The sequence below is a fragment of the Pseudomonas sp. WHRI 8519 genome (assembly GCF_040224055.2).
In the GTDB taxonomy this organism is placed as follows: domain Bacteria; phylum Pseudomonadota; class Gammaproteobacteria; order Pseudomonadales; family Pseudomonadaceae; genus Aquipseudomonas; species Aquipseudomonas putida_X.
Genome location: NZ_CP167996.1, coordinates 3,354,514 through 3,371,325 on the forward strand (window position 1 = coordinate 3,354,514; position 16,812 = coordinate 3,371,325).

Annotated in this window: 3 protein-coding genes and 1 pseudogene; all 4 read left to right on the plus strand. The window is 69.9% G+C overall.

Features of this window, described 5'->3' with window-relative positions; genetic code table 11:
- Positions 1-6 precede the first annotated feature (6 nt).
- A complete protein-coding gene (locus tag ABRP30_RS15360) occupies positions 7-3,375 on the plus strand; it encodes an amino acid adenylation domain-containing protein (protein WP_349975817.1) in 3,369 nt (1,122 codons plus the stop codon).
- Between the two features lie 21 nt (positions 3,376-3,396).
- Complete coding sequence (locus tag ABRP30_RS15365; protein ID WP_372490320.1) at positions 3,397-8,940, plus strand: amino acid adenylation domain-containing protein; 5,544 nt, start codon at positions 3,397-3,399, stop codon at positions 8,938-8,940.
- Positions 8,937-12,041: an amino acid adenylation domain-containing protein gene (locus tag ABRP30_RS15370; RefSeq protein ID WP_349975816.1), complete on the plus strand. Its 3,105-nt coding sequence runs from the start codon at positions 8,937-8,939 to the stop codon at positions 12,039-12,041. The genes ABRP30_RS15365 and ABRP30_RS15370 overlap by 4 nt, the downstream gene beginning before the upstream one ends.
- 142 nt (positions 12,042-12,183) lie before the next feature.
- A pseudogene (locus ABRP30_RS15375) lies at positions 12,184-16,812 on the plus strand (amino acid adenylation domain-containing protein); the annotation flags it as partial.

Sequence of the window (16,812 nt, forward strand, 5' to 3'; positions counted from 1 at the left end):
CCCAGGATGACGACCTCCCATTCGCAGCACGCCGCCAGCACCGGCCAGCAGGCGCTGTGGCAGTACCACCAGCTCAACCCAACCAGCCCGGCATACAACATGGTCGCCGCCCGCGAACTGCGCGCCGACCTCGACCCCGCCACCCTGTGCCGGGCGTTCGCACGGGTGGTCGAGCACTGTGAAACCCTGCACTGCGGCTACCGCGAGCAGAACGGCGTTGTGTTCATGTACCACCCCGGGCAGGTCCGGGTGAACGCCAGCGTCGAGCACAACGATAGCCTGGACAGCAAAGGCGTCGCCGACTGGATCGAACAACACGCCGACCAGCCGTTCGACCTGGCCGCGGCGGACATCTGCCGACTGCGCCTGCTGCAGTGCCAGGGGCGTCTGTACCTGTGCATGGCCGCCCACCATATCAGCGGCGACTTCCTCAGCGTCGAATGGATGCTCAAGCTGACCTTCGCCGCCTACCATGCCGAACTCACCGGCGAGCCGCTGGTGCTGCCCCAGGCCGGGCTGTACTTCGACTGGCTGGACGAGCAACGCGAACTGCAGGCCGAGCACAAGCTCGGCGCGGCCGCCTACTGGCGCGAGCAGCTCACGGGCAACCCGACGGCGCTGACCCTGGCCGCCGACCGCCCTCGCCCACGCACGCCCGGCTTTGCCGGCGGCGAAGTCGAATTACTGCTGGACCAGGCCCGCAGCGACCAGCTGCGCCAGTTGGCCGAGGCGCATGGCGTCAGCCTGTACGTGGTGCTGGCGACCCTGTTCCAGGTATTCATGCACCGCTACACCGGCCAGGACGATTTCCTGATCGGCACGCCGACCATGGACCGCCACAAGGCCCGCTACAAGGAACTGATCGGTTTCACCCTCAACAGCCTGCCGCTGCGCGCCCGTTTCGGCCATGCCCCGAGCCTGGCCGACTGCCTGCGCGACACCGCCCAGCAACTGCGCGAAGCCCTGCGCCATCGCCGCTACCCGGCGGCGCTCCTGCAACAGGAGGTCGCCAGCGGCCCCCTGTTCCACTGCATGATGACCTACATGCCAAGCCGGCGTGACGATGCCTTCGCCGACTACAGCGTACGCGAGCACCTGTTCACCCAGCGTGGCGCCGCCAATGAACTGAACCTGCGCTGGCAGGACGACGGCGTACAATTGCTGGCGCAGTGGCGCTATCGCAGTGACCTGTTCGATGCCGAACGTATCGCCCGCCTGGCTGAAGACTTCGCCTGGTTCGCCGGCAACGCCCTGGCGCACCTGGACGCCCCCGTTCACCAGTTGCCCGCAGCGCCACCGGCCAACAGCGCGCGTCGCGCCGGTGCCTGCCAACCGCCGGCCTTCGCCACTGCCACGGCCGCCTTCGATCACCAGGTCCGCAACCACGGCCAGCGCACCGCCCTGCGCGATGCCGACGGCAGCCTGAGCTACGCCGAACTGGACCAGGCCGCCAGCGCGCTGGCCGAGCGCTTGCGTGAAGCGGGCGCCGGCGCCGGTCAGATCATCGCCATCACCCTGCCCCGCAGCCGCGCACTGATCACCGCCATGCTGGCCAGCTGGAAACTCGGCGCGGCCTACCTGTGCCTGGACCCAACCCTGCCCACCGCACGGCAGCGGCAATTGCTCGAAGACAGCGCCGCCAGCGTGCTGATCGACCCCACCCACACGCTGCACGGCCTGGCCCGCAACGCCAGCGTCGCAAGCGCTGATGCGCACCCGCTGCAACTGGCCTACCTGATCTACACCTCCGGCTCCACCGGCACGCCCAAGGCGGTGCGGGTGACCCAGGGCAACTTGATCCACTACGCCGAGGCCGTGCTCAAGCCATTGGCCCTGAGCCCTGACGCCAGCCTGACCGCGCTGGCCAGCGTCGCCGCCGACCTGGGCTACACCGCCTGGTTCGGCGCACTGCTCAGCGGCCGCACCCTGCAGTTGATCAGCGACGAGCTGGCCAGCGCCCCGGAGGAACTGGCCCAGTTCCTGGCGAGCAACCCGGTCGACTGCCTGAAGATCGTGCCCTCGCACCTCGGTGCCCTGCTCGCCGTGGCCGAACCGCAACGCCTGCTGCCCCACCAGTGCCTGGTACTCGGCGGCGAAGGCCTGGACCTGGCCCTGATCAGGCGCATCCAGGCCCTGGCCCCGGGCTGCCGGATCGTCAACCACTACGGTCCCACGGAAAGCACGGTCGGCTGCCTGACCCACGCCGTGCAGGACGACGCCCCGAGCCTGTCCGGGTTCGCCCCGGTCGGCCAGCCGCTGGACAACGTCCAGGCCCAGGTGCTCGACCAGCACCTCACGCTGCTGCCGCTGGGCAGCATCGGCGAGCTGTACATCGGCGGCGCCGGGGTGGCCGACGGCTACCTGGGCCAACCGGGCCTGACGGCCCGCCAGTTCATTCCCGACCCGTTCTCAGGCTTGGGCCAGCGCCTCTATCGCACCGGCGATCGCGTGCGCATGCTGGCCAGCGGCGCCATCGAATTCCTCGGCCGGATGGACGACCAGGTCAAGATCCGCGGTTTCCGTGTCGAACCCGGCGAGGTCGAGGCCTGCCTGCGCGCCTGTGCCGGGGTGCGCGAAGCGGCGGTGCTCGCCCGTGCCCTCAACGAAGGCGAAGCACCACGGCTGATCGCCTACCTGGTGGCCGAGCCCGGGCTGGACCATGATCGACTGCGCCGGCAACTGGCCGAACAACTGCCCGAGCCGCTGGTGCCCAGCCTGTACCTGGAGCTCGACCGCCTGCCCCGCCTGGGCAACGGCAAGGTCGACCGCCACAACCTGCCACTGCCGACCCCGGGCCAACCCGCCGCGCAGCAGCAAGACGCCCCACGCGACCCGGTCGAAGCAGTGTTGCTGACACTGTGGCGCGAAATTCTGGACAAGCCGACACTGTCGATCCATGACGATTTCTTCGCCCAGGGCGGCGACTCGATCATGGCGCTGCAACTGATCGCCAAGGCACGCAAGGCCCAGCTCAAGTTCACCCCCAAGCATTTCTTCGCCCACCCCACCATCGCCCGCCTCGCGGCCACCCTGGACTCGCCGCTCAAGGCCCTGGAGGCGCAATTGCTGGCGGTCTGGCGCGAGGTGCTGGAGCGCCCGGACATCGGCCGCGAGGATGACTTCTTCGGCGTTGGCGGCGACTCCATCATCGCCCTGCAGGTGATCGCCAAGGCCCGCAAGCTGGGCGTGAAATTCAGCCCGAAGGAACTGTTCGCCCACCCGCGCATCGACGCCCTGGCCCTGCTGGTCAGCCAGCGCCAGCCGACACAGCCCGCCCCCGTCACGCCAGCGCCGGCAACACCAGCCAGCGTCTCGGTGTCGCTCGGCGCCGACCAGCGCCAAGCCTTGCAACCGCTGGTCGGCACAGCCCTGTAAGACGCCTACCCGCTCTCGCCGTTGCAGAAAGGCCTGCTGTTCCACAGCCTGCTCGAAGGCGCCAGCCGGGTGTACGTGAACCAGCTGCAGGCCGAGCTGCAAGGCCCACTGGACGCCGAGCGCTACCTGGCCGCCTGGCACGCCACCTTCGCCGCGCACCCGCTGATGCGCACGGCGATTCTGTGGCAAGGGCTGGACGAACCGATGCAAGGCGTGTGCAGTGAACTGACCCTGCCGGTGCAACGCCTGGACTGGAGCGCCCTCGACGCGACGCAGCGCCAGCAGGCCCTGGACGCTTACTGCCAGGCCGACCGCGCACAAGGCTTCGACCCACAGCGCCCACCGCTGCAGCGGGTGGCGCTGATCTACCTCGACGCGCAGCACAGCTGGCTGATCTGGAGCCGCCACCACCTGATTGCCGACGGCTGGAGCTCGGTGATGCTGATGGAGGAAATCCTGGCCCGCTACAACGGCCTCGCCGTGCCATCCCGCCCGCCCTACCGCGACTATATCGCCTGGCTCGCGGCGCAACCGGCCGAGCACAGCCTGCAGTACTGGCAGCAGCACCTGGCGAACTTCGAGGGCGTCGGCAGCCTGCCGGCCCTGAACCCGGCCGAGCCCGTCACCCCGCGCTACCACAGCCACAGCCTGCGCCTGAGCGAGGCCCACAGCCGCCGCCTGAATGACCTTGGCAAGGCCTGCCGGGTCACCCTCAACACCTTGATGCAAGCCGCCTGGGGCCTGCTACTGGCCCGCGGCAACAACCACACCGAGGTCATGTTCGGCGTCACCAGCAGCGGCCGCCCGGACGCACTGGCCGATGCCGGGCAAATGCTCGGGGTGTTCATCAATACCCTGCCGCTGCGCCTGCGCACGGCCCCCGACATGGCCCTGTGCGACTACCTGCAACAGGTGCAGGCGGTCAGCGTGGCCATGCGTGAGCACGAGCAGACGCCACTGGCGCAGATCCTCCAGCAGCACCCTCGCGGTGCCGGTCTGTTCGATACCCTGCTGGTGTTCCAGAACCTGCCGGCGCTCAGCGAACGGCAGTTGCAGGCTGGCGAACTGACCTTCAAGGTCCTCGACAACCTTGAGCAGACCAGCTACGGCCTGACCGTCGAAGTGCTGCCAGGCCGTTGCCTGGAAGTGCTGTTCAGCGCCGACGCCCAGCGCCTGCCCGCCGTCGCGCTGGAGCGCCTGGGCGATGACCTGCTGAACCTGCTGCAGGCGCTGGACTGCCCGCCGGACACCCGCCTCGAGCAGCTCACCACGCTCAGCCCGGCACAGCATCGACGCCTGCTGGACTGGGGGCTCAACCCGGCCGACTACAGCCTCGAACACAGCTGGGAAGCGCGGGTGGCCGCCCAGGTCGCGGCCCACCCCGAGCGCATTGTCGCCCGCTGTGCCGAGCAGTCGCTGACCTACGCGCAACTGTGGCAGCACTCCGAACGCCTGGCCCGCGGCCTGCAGGCCCTCGGCGCGCGGCCCGACCAGCCGGTGGCACTGCTGGCCGAGCGCGGCATCGAATGGTTCTGCCTGATGGTCGCGACGCTGCGTGCCGGCTGCGCCTGGCTGCCGCTGGAGCCCTCGCAGCCGCCGGCACGCTGGCAACAGGTACTGGCGCGCCTGGAAGCGCCACTGGTGGTCTGCAGCCAGGCCTACGCCGAACCCCTGGCCTCGGTCTACCAGGGCCACCGCGCACTGCCTGCCGACCTGCTGGAGATGAGCGCCACCGGCATGCTGCCGAGCGAGCCGGCGCGCGCCGACCAGCTGGCCTACGTGCTGTTCACCTCCGGCTCCACCGGTCAACCCAAAGGCGTGATGGTGCCTCGCGCCGGCATGCTCAACAACATGCTGGCCAAGCTGCGGCCCCTGGGCCTGAACGCCGACGACGTGATCGCCCAGACCGCCCCGGCCTGTTTCGACATCTCGGTCTGGCAGACCCTCACCGCACCGCTGTTCGGCGCCTGCGTGGAGATCATCGGCGATCATCTGGTCCGCGACCCGCAGGCGCTGCTGCAGCTGGTGCGCGAGCGCCGGGTCAGCCTGCTCGAACCGGTGCCGGCGCTGCTGCAGGCGATGCTCGAAAGCCTCGATGGCCAGCCGCTGCCACTGCCGCACCTGCGCTGGGTACTGCCCACCGGCGAGGCGCTGCCGGTCGCCACCGCTCAGGAATGGTTCCGTCATTACCCGCAGATCCCGTTGATGAACGCCTACGGCCCGGCCGAATGCTCCGATGACGTAGCCTTCCAGCCGCTGTACCAGGCCCCTGGCCAAGGCGCCAACGTGGCCATCGGCCGGCCCACCGCCAACAGCGAGCTGTACGTGCTGGGCCACGACCTGCAACCGGTGGCCGACGGCGTGGTCGGCGAACTGGCCATCGGCGGTATCGGTGTCAGCCGCGGCTACCTGGCCGACCCGGCACGTACTGCCGCCAGCTTCATCCCCAACCCGTTCGGCGCGCCGGGCAGCCGCCTGTACCTGAGCGGCGACCTGGCCCGCTGGGACGCCGACGGCGTCCTGCAGTACCTGGGCCGCAAGGACTTCCAGCTCAAGCTGCGGGGCTTCCGTATCGAGCCCGGCGAGATCGAGGCGCACCTGGAGCGCCACCCGGATGTGCTGCGCGCCATGGTCAGCCTGCAACACCTGGGCGGCAGCGACATGCTGGTTGGCTACTGGCAGGGACGCAGCGGCCATCAGCTCGATGACAACCTGCTGGCCCAGCACGTGCGCGACAGCCTGCCGGCGTACATGGTGCCGTCGCTGTGGGTCGCCATGGACACCTGGCCGACCAACGCCAACGGCAAGGTCGATCGCAAGGCCCTGCCGCCACCGTCGCTGCAACAGGCCGAGGTCGAACCCCTGGCCAGCGAAAACGAGCGATTGCTGGGCGAGCTGTGGGCGACGCTGCTGCCCGCCCAGCCACTGGGGCGCAACAGCCACTTCTTCGAGGCCGGCGGCCACTCGCTGCTGGCCACCCGGCTGATCGCCCGGGTTCGCCAGCGCTGCGCCCTGGAGCTGCCGCTGCGCAGCGTGTTCGAGGCACCGCTGCTGTGGCAACTGGCCGCCCGCCTGGATGCCCTGGCCGCCGAGCCGGCCCAGGCCACGGCGGGCCCGCAACTGCTGCCGGTAGCGCGCCAGGCGCACATGCCGCTGTCGCTCAGCCAGCAACGGCTGTGGATGGTCGATCGCCTGCACGGCCCGTCGGCGGCCTACAACATGGCCGCCAGCCTGACCCTGGACGGGCCGCTGGAAATGCCCGCGCTGCGCGCCACCTTCAATGCCCTGCTGGCGCGCCACGAAGTGCTGCGCAGCAGCTACCAGGACATCGACGGCGAGCCGATCACCCTGATCGCCGAACAGCTGGAACTGGACGTCACCCTGCGCGATCTCAGCGCGCTGGACGACGCCCAGCGCCAGCAGGTGGCCGAACAGGAAAGCCTGGACAACCTGCGCCTGCCATTCGACCTGCGCCAGGCCCCGCTGATCAGGGCCCGGGTGCTCAAGCTCGGTGAGCAACAGCATCTGCTGTTGCTGGCCCTGCACCACATGGTCGCCGACGGCTGGTCGGTGGGCGTGCTGGTCAACGAGTTCAGCCAGCTGTATGCCAACCTGCGCGAGGGGCGCCAGGCACCGTTGCCGGCGCTGCCGGTGCAGTACGCCGACTACGCGGCCTGGCAGCGCCAATGCCTGCAAGGCGCCGCACTGGAGCGCGAGGTCGACTTCTGGCAGGGCCAGTTGCACGACGCGCCCCAGGTGCTGGCCCTGCCCAGCGACTGGCCGCGCCCGGCCCAGGCCGACGCCCGCGGCGCCGCCAGGGCGCTGGAAATTCCCGCGCCACTGCTGGCCCGCCTGGAAGCCCTGGCCCTGGCCGAAGGGGTGAGCCTGTACATGCTCCTGCTGGCCAGCTTCGAGCTGCTGCTGCACGCGGTCACCGGTGCCGACGACCTGCTGCTGGGCACCGACGTCGCCGGCCGCGAGGAGGCCAACCTCGAAGGCCTGATCGGCTTCTTCGTCAATGTCCTGCCGCTGCGCTCGCGCCGGCTGGCCGGCGAAAGCCTGCGCGCGTTCCTCGGCCGCACCCGCGACACCTGCCTGCAGGCCCTGGAGCACCAGGCGCTGCCGTTCGACCGCATCGTCGAGGCGCTGCAGGTCCCGCGCGAGCGTAGCCGCAACCCACTGGTGCAGGCGCTGTTCGTGCTGCAGAACACCCCCGAGGGCGACTTCTCGATCCCAGGGCTCGAGGTGCGCATGCGGCCTGCCGCCGAACGCACCAGCAAGTTCGACATGGCGCTGTTCCTCGAGCGCCACGGCGAGGTCATGCGCGGCGACTGGGTTTACGCCCGCGCCCTGTTCAAGGGCGAGCGCATCGACGCACTGATCGACGCCTGGCTGAACCTGCTGCAACAGGTGGTCGACCAGCCCCACGCCGCCCTTGCCCATTTCACCGTCACGCTGCCCACCGTGGAGACACCGGCCTTGGCAAAACCAGCCCCATCGTCCAGCAAGCTCGACAAACTGAAGAAACTCCCGGCCCGCGCCGCCGCGCCCCGGCCACTGATCCGCACCTCGGCGCTGCAACCCGGCCGCGAGTTCCCGCTGCTGATCGAGCCCGTGGCCCCGGACCTGGACCCGGTGGGTTGGGCGCAGAGCTCCCGCGACCTGATCGACACCCTGCTGTGCCAACACGGTGGCCTGCTGTTCCGCGGTTTCGCCCTGGACGACCCGAAAGCCTTCGAAGCCTTCGCCGAAGCCATTCACCCCGGCCTGTTCGGCGGCTACGGCGACCTGCCGAAGAAGGAAGGTGGGCGCAACATCTACCGCTCCACGCCTTACCCGGAGCGGGAAATGATCCTGTTCCACAACGAGAGCTCGCACCTGCCCCGCTCGCCGCGCAAGCAGTGGTTCTACTGTGAGCAACCGTCGCCGGTCGGCGGCGCCACGCCGATCGTCGACTGCCGCGAGCTGTACCGGCAACTGCCGCCGGAGCTGGCCGAAGCCTTCGAACGCAAGGGCCTGCTGTACGTGCGCACCTTCACCGAGCGCCTGGACGTCAATTGGCGGGAGTTCTTCAAGACCGACAGCCGCGAGCAGGTCGAGGACCTGTGCCGGGCCAGCAACACCGAGTTCCGCTGGCTGGCCAACGACGAACTGCAAACCCGTACCCGTTGCCCGGCGGTGATCCGCCACCCGCTGAGCGGCGAGCGCAGCTTCTTCAACCAGTTGCAGCTGCACCACACCTTGTGCCTGGAGCCCCAGGTACGCGAAGACCTGCTCAACATGGTCGGCCAGGAGCGTATGCCGCGCCAGGTGTACTTCGGTGACGGCAGCCCGATCGACGACGCCAGCATGGCCCTGATCGGTCGCCTGTACGAAGCCTGCGCGGTGCGTTTCGACTGGCAGCGCGGCGACGTGGTGATGCTCGACAACCTGATCGCCGCCCACGCCCGCGACCCGTACGAAGGCCCGCGCAAGATCGCCGTCGCCATGGGCGACATGCATGAACCGGCCCAGCTGGCCGCCCGACACACCGCAATGGAACTGCAGGATCAGACCGCGCAATGAACCACACCCTGGATTTGAGCCACGACCTACCCCTCAGCGCCGAACAGGCCCTGGCCGTGCAGCACGGCCGCGCGCCCCTGCAGCTGGGCGTCAACCTTGCCGGGCCCCTGCAGCCGGGCCGCCTGCACGAAGCCTTGCTGCAGGTGATCGAGCGCCACACCAGCCTGCGCGTGGCGCTGCGCCCATCGACCCTCTACCGCAGCCTGCGCCAGAGCGTGGTCGCCAGCACCCTCGACTGGCACCTGCTGGACGCCGGGCAGCACGCCGAGGCCCAGGCCCTGGCCGCCCAGCCGCTGGCCATCGACCAGGGTGCCCTGGTGCGCGCTGTCCTGCGCCAGCAGGGCCCCGAACAGTGGCGGCTGGACCTGTACGTCGCCACCTGCGCCAGCGACCGGCTGAGCCTGCAGAACCTGCTCGGCGAGCTGGCCGCGCTGTATGCCCAGCCCGATGCGCCACTGGAGGAAGCCTTCCAGTACAGCCAGTACGTCGAGTGGCGCAACGACCTGGACGCCGATGAGGAAGCCCCCGCCGGGCGTGCCTACTGGGCCGGCCTGCGCCTGGAACACCTGGCCCCGGTACGCCTGGGCAGCCTCGCCGAGGCCTCGCCGCAGGCCCCTGGCAACGCCGTGCAACAGGCCCTGCCCGAAACGCTGCAGGCACAGTTGCAACAACTGGCCGAAAGCGCCGGGCAAGCACTGGATACCGTGCTGCAGGCAGCCTGGTGGGCGCTGCTGGCGCGCATCGGCGGCAACGCCGAGTTCATCGCCGGCTGGCAACAGGACTGCCGCTTCGACTATGAGACCCTGGCCAACGGCATCGGCGTCTACGAGAAGATCCTACCCCTGGCCCTGGCACCTGCGCTCGACCAACCCTTCAGCGCCTGGCTGCAACGCCTGGCCGAACAGCTCGAAAGCCATGCCCAGCAACAGGAGTACTGGAACGTCGCCGACACCACGCTGACGCTGCAGCGCACCGTCGGTTTCAACCTGGTGCGCCACAGCGCGGCGTTCGCCAGCGGCGGCCTGCGTTGGTCGGTCGATACCCTGCCCGGCGCCGATTCGGGCTTCGAACTGGCGCTGCAGGTAACCCTCGACGCCCAGGGCCAGCTGCAGCCACTGAGCCTGCAGTCACCCACCGCGCAGTACCTCGAGGCCGACCTGCGCTGCCTGCTGGAGCAGTATGCACAGCTACTCGAAGCACTGGTCGAACAGCCACGCCAGCGCGCCATCGGCGAACTGCCACTGAGCCCGGCGGCGCATCAGCGCCTGCAGCAAAGCCTGCGCGGCCCACAGCGCGACTTCGGCAGCCGCCCGCTGATCGAGCGCCTGGCCCACTGGGCGCGGCACAGCCCCGACGCCCCGGCGCTGATGGCCGCGGGGCAGACCTTGAGCTATGCCCAGCTGCATGCGCAGGTCGAGCACCTTGCCGGGGTGCTGCAGGCGCGCGGCATCGGTCGCGGCGCCAACGTCGCGCTGCTGCTGCCACGCTCGGCCGAGCTGCTGCTCGGCCTGCTCGCCGTGCTGCGCGCCGGCGCCGCCTACGTACCACTGGACCCGGCCTGGCCACAGGCGCGCGTCGAGCGGATCCTCGCCGACGCCCAGCCGCAGCTGTTGATCGGCGGCCCGCAGGGCAACGCCCTGGCCGAGCTGCTCCAAGCCCCCGCCGCCGCACCGGCCGACCCTGACATCAGCCTGGCCGATGCCGCCTACCTGCTGTACACCTCCGGCACCAGCGGCGAGCCCAAGGGCGTGCTCATCGAGCACGGCCAACTGCTCAACTACACTGCCGCGGTCAGCGAAGCGCTCAGCCTGGCGCAGTGCCGGCGTTTCGCCCTGATTTCCTCGGTGGCCGCCGACCTTGGCAACACCACCCTCTACGCCGCGCTGTGGACCGGTGGTTGCCTGGTGCTGGCCGACGACCAGGCCAGCCGCGATGCCGCCGCCTTCGCCCGCTATCTCGAAGCCGGGCAAGTCGACTGCCTGAAGATCGTGCCTTCGCACCTGGCGGCGCTGCTCGAAGGCCAGCAGGCCTGCAGCCTGCCCCAGGTGCTGATCCTCGGCGGCGAGGCCTGCCCCGGCAGCCTGCGCCAGCGCATCGAACAGCTGGCGCCGGGCAGCCGCGTGCACAACCACTACGGCCCCACCGAAACCACCGTGGGCGTGCTGTACAGCCTCGACCAGGGCTACAGCCCACGCGCCCCGCTTGGCCTCGAACACGCCCTGGCCAACACCTGGGTGCGCCTGCTCGAAGCCACGCCGGCCGGCCTGCAACCGGCCCCGCTCGGCGCCCTGGGCGAGCTGTACATCGGCGGCGCCCAGGTCTGCCGTGGCTACCTGAACCGCAGCTCCGATGCCTTCATCGACGACCCGCTGCAACCCGGCCAGCGCCTGTACCGCAGTGGCGACCTGGCGCGCCTGTCGGCCAGTGGCCAGCTGCAACTGGCCGGGCGCAGCGACAAGCAGATCAAGATCCGCGGTTTCCGCGTCGAGCCCGGCGAACTGGAAGCGGCCCTGGCCGCCCTCGAAGGGGTCAGCCAGGCCGTGGTGCAGTTCCACAACGCCAGGCTGCTGGCCTATGCCGTCAGCCAGCGCGACAGCGCCGCGTTGCTCGGCGAACTGCGCACTCGGCTGCCCGACTTCCTGGTGCCGGCGCAACTGCTGTGCCTGGCCGAGCTGCCACGCCTGGCCAACGGCAAGGTCGACTTCGGCGCGCTGCCGAGCGCCGACAGCCAGGCCAGCGAGCGGGTCGAGCTGCCACCGCGCGACGCCCTCGATGCGTTGCTCGTCGACCTCTACAAGGAGCTGCTCGAACGGGCGGCCCTGAGCATCGACGACAGCCTGTTCGACCTCGGCGGCCATTCGCTGATCGTCATCAAGCTGTGCACCCGCCTGCGCAGCCTGCTGCAACTGGAAGTGGCCCCGGCGCTGGTGTTCGACCACCCCAGCGTGGCGGCGCTGGCAGATGCCCTGCGCGCCCAGGAAAGCCAGCCAGGCAAGCTGCTGAAGATCGCCGAGCTGCGTCGCATGCTGGCGGCGATGTCGCCCGAGGAACGCGCCGCCCTGCAGGCCCGCGCCCAATCCGCCGCTGCGCCAAGGAGCTGATGCCATGCAACTCGACCCCCAGCAACTGGCCGAGCGTATCGCCAGGCTCGCCCCGAAAAAACGCCAGGCCTTCGCCGCGGCCCTGGCCGCCCAGGGCTTCGCCCTCAGCCGCCTGCCAATCGTCGCGGCCAGCGAACCTGGCCCGCACCCACTGTCGTGGGCGCAGCAGCGCCTGTGGTTCCTGCATCGCCTGGAGCCGTCCAGCAGTGCCTACAACATGCCGGCGGCCCTGCACCTGCGCGGTCACCTGGACAGCGCGGCGCTGCAACGCAGCTTCGACCAGCTGATCGAGCGCCACGCGATCCTGCGCAGCACCTTCGACGAAGTCGACGGCCAGGCCCGCCAGACCGTCCACCCGCAGTTGCCGATGCCCCTGGCCCAGGTGGACTTTTGCGCGCTGCCCGCCGAGCAGCGGGCCGTGCGCCTGCAACAACTGATCGACGCCGAGAGCAACCGCCCCTTCGACCTGCGCCAGGCGCCGCTGCGCGGCCTGCTGGCGCGGCTGGACAGCGATGAGCACGTGCTGATCCTGTGTGCCCAGCACATCGTCGCCGACGGCTGGTCGCTGGGCATCCTGGTCAAAGAACTGACCGCCCTCTACAGCGCCGCCCTGCAAGGCCGCGACAGCGACCTGCCGGGCTTGCCGATCCAGTACCACGACTACGCGGTCTGGCAGCAGACCAGCCTGAGCGACAGCGCGCTGGCGACCGACCTTGCCTACTGGCGCGAGCAGCTGGGCAGCGAACAGCCGACCCTGGAGCTGCCCACCGACCACCCACGGCCCCGGCAGCCGAGCGGGCGCGGCACGCGTCACCAGCTGCGCATCGAGGCGCCGTTGTGCCAGGCCCTGCGCGAGCTGGCCCAGGCCCGTGGCACCACCTTGTTCAGCGTGCTGCTGGGCGCCTTTAACGTGCTGCTGTACCGCCTCAGCGGGCAGACCGACCTGCGCGTCGGCGTGCCTGTGGCCAACCGTACCCGGGTCGAGACCGAGGGCCTGATCGGCTGCTTCATCAACACCCTGGTGCTGCGCTGCCAACTCGACGGTCGCCAGCCCTTCAACGCCCTGCTCGACAGCATCGAGCAGACCCGCCGCCAGGCCCTGGCCCACCAGCAATTGCCCTTCGAGCGGCTGGTCCAAGCCCTGGAACCCGAGCGCCAGCTGCAGCACTCGCCGCTGTTCCAGGTGATGTTCAACCTGCTCGACGGCCAGACCCCGCGCCGCCTGCAACTGCCCGGCCTGGAGATCGACGAGATCGAGCGCGAGCAGCTGACCGCGCATTACGACCTGGTGCTCAACGTCGTCGAGCGCAGCGACGCCCTGGAAGTCACCTTCACCGGCAATGCCGACCTGTTCGAACACGCCACCCTGGTCGGCCACGGCCACAGCTATGCCACCCTGCTGCACAGCCTGGTGCAGGCGCCCACGGCTCGTATCGCGCTATTGCCGCTGTACGACGGCGAGCAACAGCAGCGCCTGCTGGCCGACTGCCAGGCTTCGCTGGCGCTCGGCCCACTGCCGGAGCTGGTGCACCTGCGCCTGGCCGCGCAGGCGGCCGAGCAGCCCGAGCGCATCGCGCTGATCCACGACGACAGCACCTGGAGCTACGCCACCCTGCAACAGCGTGTCGAGCTGATCAGCCGCCACCTGCTGGCCCTGGGCCTGCCCGCCGAAGCGCGCATCGGCCTGTGCCTGCCGCGCGGCCTGGACATCGTCGCCGCGGTGTTCGGCACGCTCAATGCCGGGCTGACCTTCGTGCCACTGGACCCACAGTTCCCCGGCGAGCGCCTGGCGCACATGATCGACGACGCCGATATCCGCCTGGTGCTGGTCACCCCAGAGACCCAGGCGGTCATGGCGCCCTACCAGCGCCCGTGCCTGGACGTCACCGCCCTGAACGCCACGGCGCCAGCACTGGCCGGGGTACCGAGCACACGCCCGGTGCAGCGCGAACAACTGGCCTATGTCATCTACACGTCCGGCTCCACCGGCAAGCCCAAGGGCGTGGCGGTCACCCACCGCTCCCTGGCCGGCTACAGCGAAGTCGCGCGCGCCTACTACGGGGTCGCTGCCGACGACCGGGTGCTGCAGTTCTCGACCTTCAACTTCGACGGCTTCGTCGACCAGCTGTTCCCGCCGTTGGTGTGCGGCGCGGCTCTGGTGGTGCGCGGCCCGGAGCTGTGGGACAGCGCCGAGTTCCATGCACGCCTGTACCGCCACCGGATCACCGTCGCAGCCTGCCTGACCACTGCATACTGGTTCCAGCTGGCCCAGGATTTCGCCCGGCAGCCGCACGCGGCCTACGGCGAGCTGCGCCTGGTCAGCGTCGGCGGTGAAGCGATGCCCAGCGCCGGCCTGGATGCCTGGCGCAAGGCCGGCCTGGCCGCGGTGCGCCTGCTGAACATCTACGGCCCCACGGAAATCACCGTGGTCTCCAGCATCCAGGACTGCAACGCGCTGCTGCAGCGCGACCCACTGCCACTGCAACTGCCGATTGGTGCGCCGCTGCGCGGGCGCGCCTACTACCTGCTGGACCGCGACGACAACCTCACCCCGCCGGGCGTCCCTGGCGAGCTGTGCGTCGGCGGCGAGCTGCTCGCCCGCGGCTACCACGACGTGCCCGGCCTCACCGCCGAGCGCTTCTGCCCCGACCCCTACGGCCCGCCCGGCAGCCGCATGTACCGCACCGGCGACCGTGCCCGGCGCCTGGCCGACGGCACCTACGAGTACCTCGGGCGCATCGACCAGCAGGTCAAGCTGCGCGGCTTCCGTATCGAACTGGGCGAGATCGAGTCGCGCCTGCGCAGCCACCCTCAGGTGCGCCAGGCCCTGGCGCTGGTACGCGAGGACCGTCCCGGCGACCGCCGCCTGGTGGCTTACCTGGTGTACCACGAGCAGGCCCCGCAAGCCGCCGAGCTGCGCCAGCATCTGGCCGCGCAGTTGCCCGACTACATGGTGCCCGCCGCCTTCGTGACCCTGGCGCAGATGCCCATGACCCCCGGTGGCAAGCTCAACCGCGCCGCCCTGCCGGCACCGGACTACAGCGCCCAGGGCAGCAGCCAGCGGGCGCCGCAGAGCGAGCGCGAGCAACAGTTGCTGGCGCTCTGGCAGAACGTGCTGGGGCAGCAGGCGATCGCCATGGACGACAACTTCTTCGCCATTGGTGGCCACTCGCTGCTGGCCGCGCAACTGGTTGCGCGCATTCGCCTGGAGCTGAACCTGGAACTGCCCCTGCGCAGCCTGTTCGAGGCGCCGACCATCGCCCAGCTGGCGTTGCTGCTGGACAACGCCGCGCCCAGCCGCCAGGCACCGATCACCGTGGCCGCGCTGCCGGCCGATGGCCGCCGGGTGCTGTCCCACGCCCAGCAGGGCATGTGGCTGGTACAGGCGATGCAGCCGGACAGCGCGGCCTATCACATCCCCAGTGCCGCGCGGCTGCTCGGCCAGCTCGACCTGCCCGCCCTGCGCCAGGCCTTCCAGCACCTCGGCCAGCGCCACGAAGCGTTGCGCAGCAGCTTCCACGAACAGGACGGTACGCTGCATGTGCGCGTACAGGACACCCTCGAACTGCCGTTCGAGCTGCATGATCTGGGCCCTGTGCCCGAGGCCGAACGCGAGGCCAGCGCCAAGCGCCTGCTGATCGAACTGGCGACGCGCCCCATCGACCTGCGCCAGGCACCGCTGCTGCGCCTGCACCTGGTCCGCCTGGACGAGCGCCAGCACCTGCTGTTGCTGGTGATGCACCACATCGTCTCCGACGGCTGGTCGATGGGCGTGCTGGTGCGCGAGCTCAGCCAACTCTACAGCGCGGCCCTGAGCGGCAGCGCGACGACCCTGGCGCCACTGCCGATACAGTACAGCGACTACGCCGCCTGGCAACGCCAGCAGCTGGCCAGCACCCAGCAAGCCCACCTGGGCTACTGGCAACAGGCCCTGGGCGAGCCCCTGCCGCCGCTCGAACTGTTCAGCTATCGCCCGCGCCCGCAGGTGCTCAGCGGCCAGGGCGCACGGTTGTCGTTCCAGGTCGCCGCGGCCCCGGCCCAGGCACTGAAACAGCTGTGCCTGGGCCATGGCGCGACCTTGTTCATGGGCCTCTTGGGGGTGCTGCAACTGAACCTGTACCTGCACAGCGAACGCGCCCAGGCGGTGATCGGCACCGACGTGGCCAACCGCGAGCACAGCGAGACCGAGGGCCTGGTGGGCTTCTTCATCAACCAGCTGGCGCTGCGCGTCGATGTCGGCGGCAACCCCAGCTTCAACGCCCTGCTGCAACGCCTGCGGCCTCAGGTGCTGGAAGCCTTCAGCCATCAGGCGTTGCCGTTCAACACCTTGGTGGAGGTGCTCAACCCGCCGCGCAGCCTGGCCTGCAACCCGCTGTTCCAGGCCAAGCTGGTGCTGCAGAACCACCCGGACGGCGCCCTTGAGCTGCCGGGCCTGACGATCGCGCCCGAACGCATCGAGCATGGCCAGTCGCAGCTGGACCTGCACCTGAGCGTGGAAGAAAGCCAGGGCAGCCTGGCCTGCACCCTGAAATACAGCACCGACCTGTTCGAGGCCCACAGCGCCGAAGCGTTTGCCGCAGCCTTCGTGAGCCTGCTCGAACAGCTGGTCGCAGCCCCTGAAGTACCCGTGCAGACAGTGGTCGAACCGCTGCGCCGGCAGCTTCAGGAACAACGCATGCAGCACGTGAGCGCACGCAGCGAACAGAGCCTGGCCCGCCTGGGCAGCAGCCGTCGCCGCGCCCGCATCAGCACCGACTCTATGGAGGGATAA

Excerpts from the sequence above, each read along its gene's own strand:
- ABRP30_RS15360 (WP_349975817.1), top strand. The coding sequence starts at position 7 with ATGACGACCTCCCATTCGCAGCACGCCGCCAGCACCGGCCAGCAGGCG.
- ABRP30_RS15370 (WP_349975816.1), top strand. The coding sequence starts at position 8,937 with ATGAACCACACCCTGGATTTGAGCCACGACCTACCCCTCAGCGCCGAA.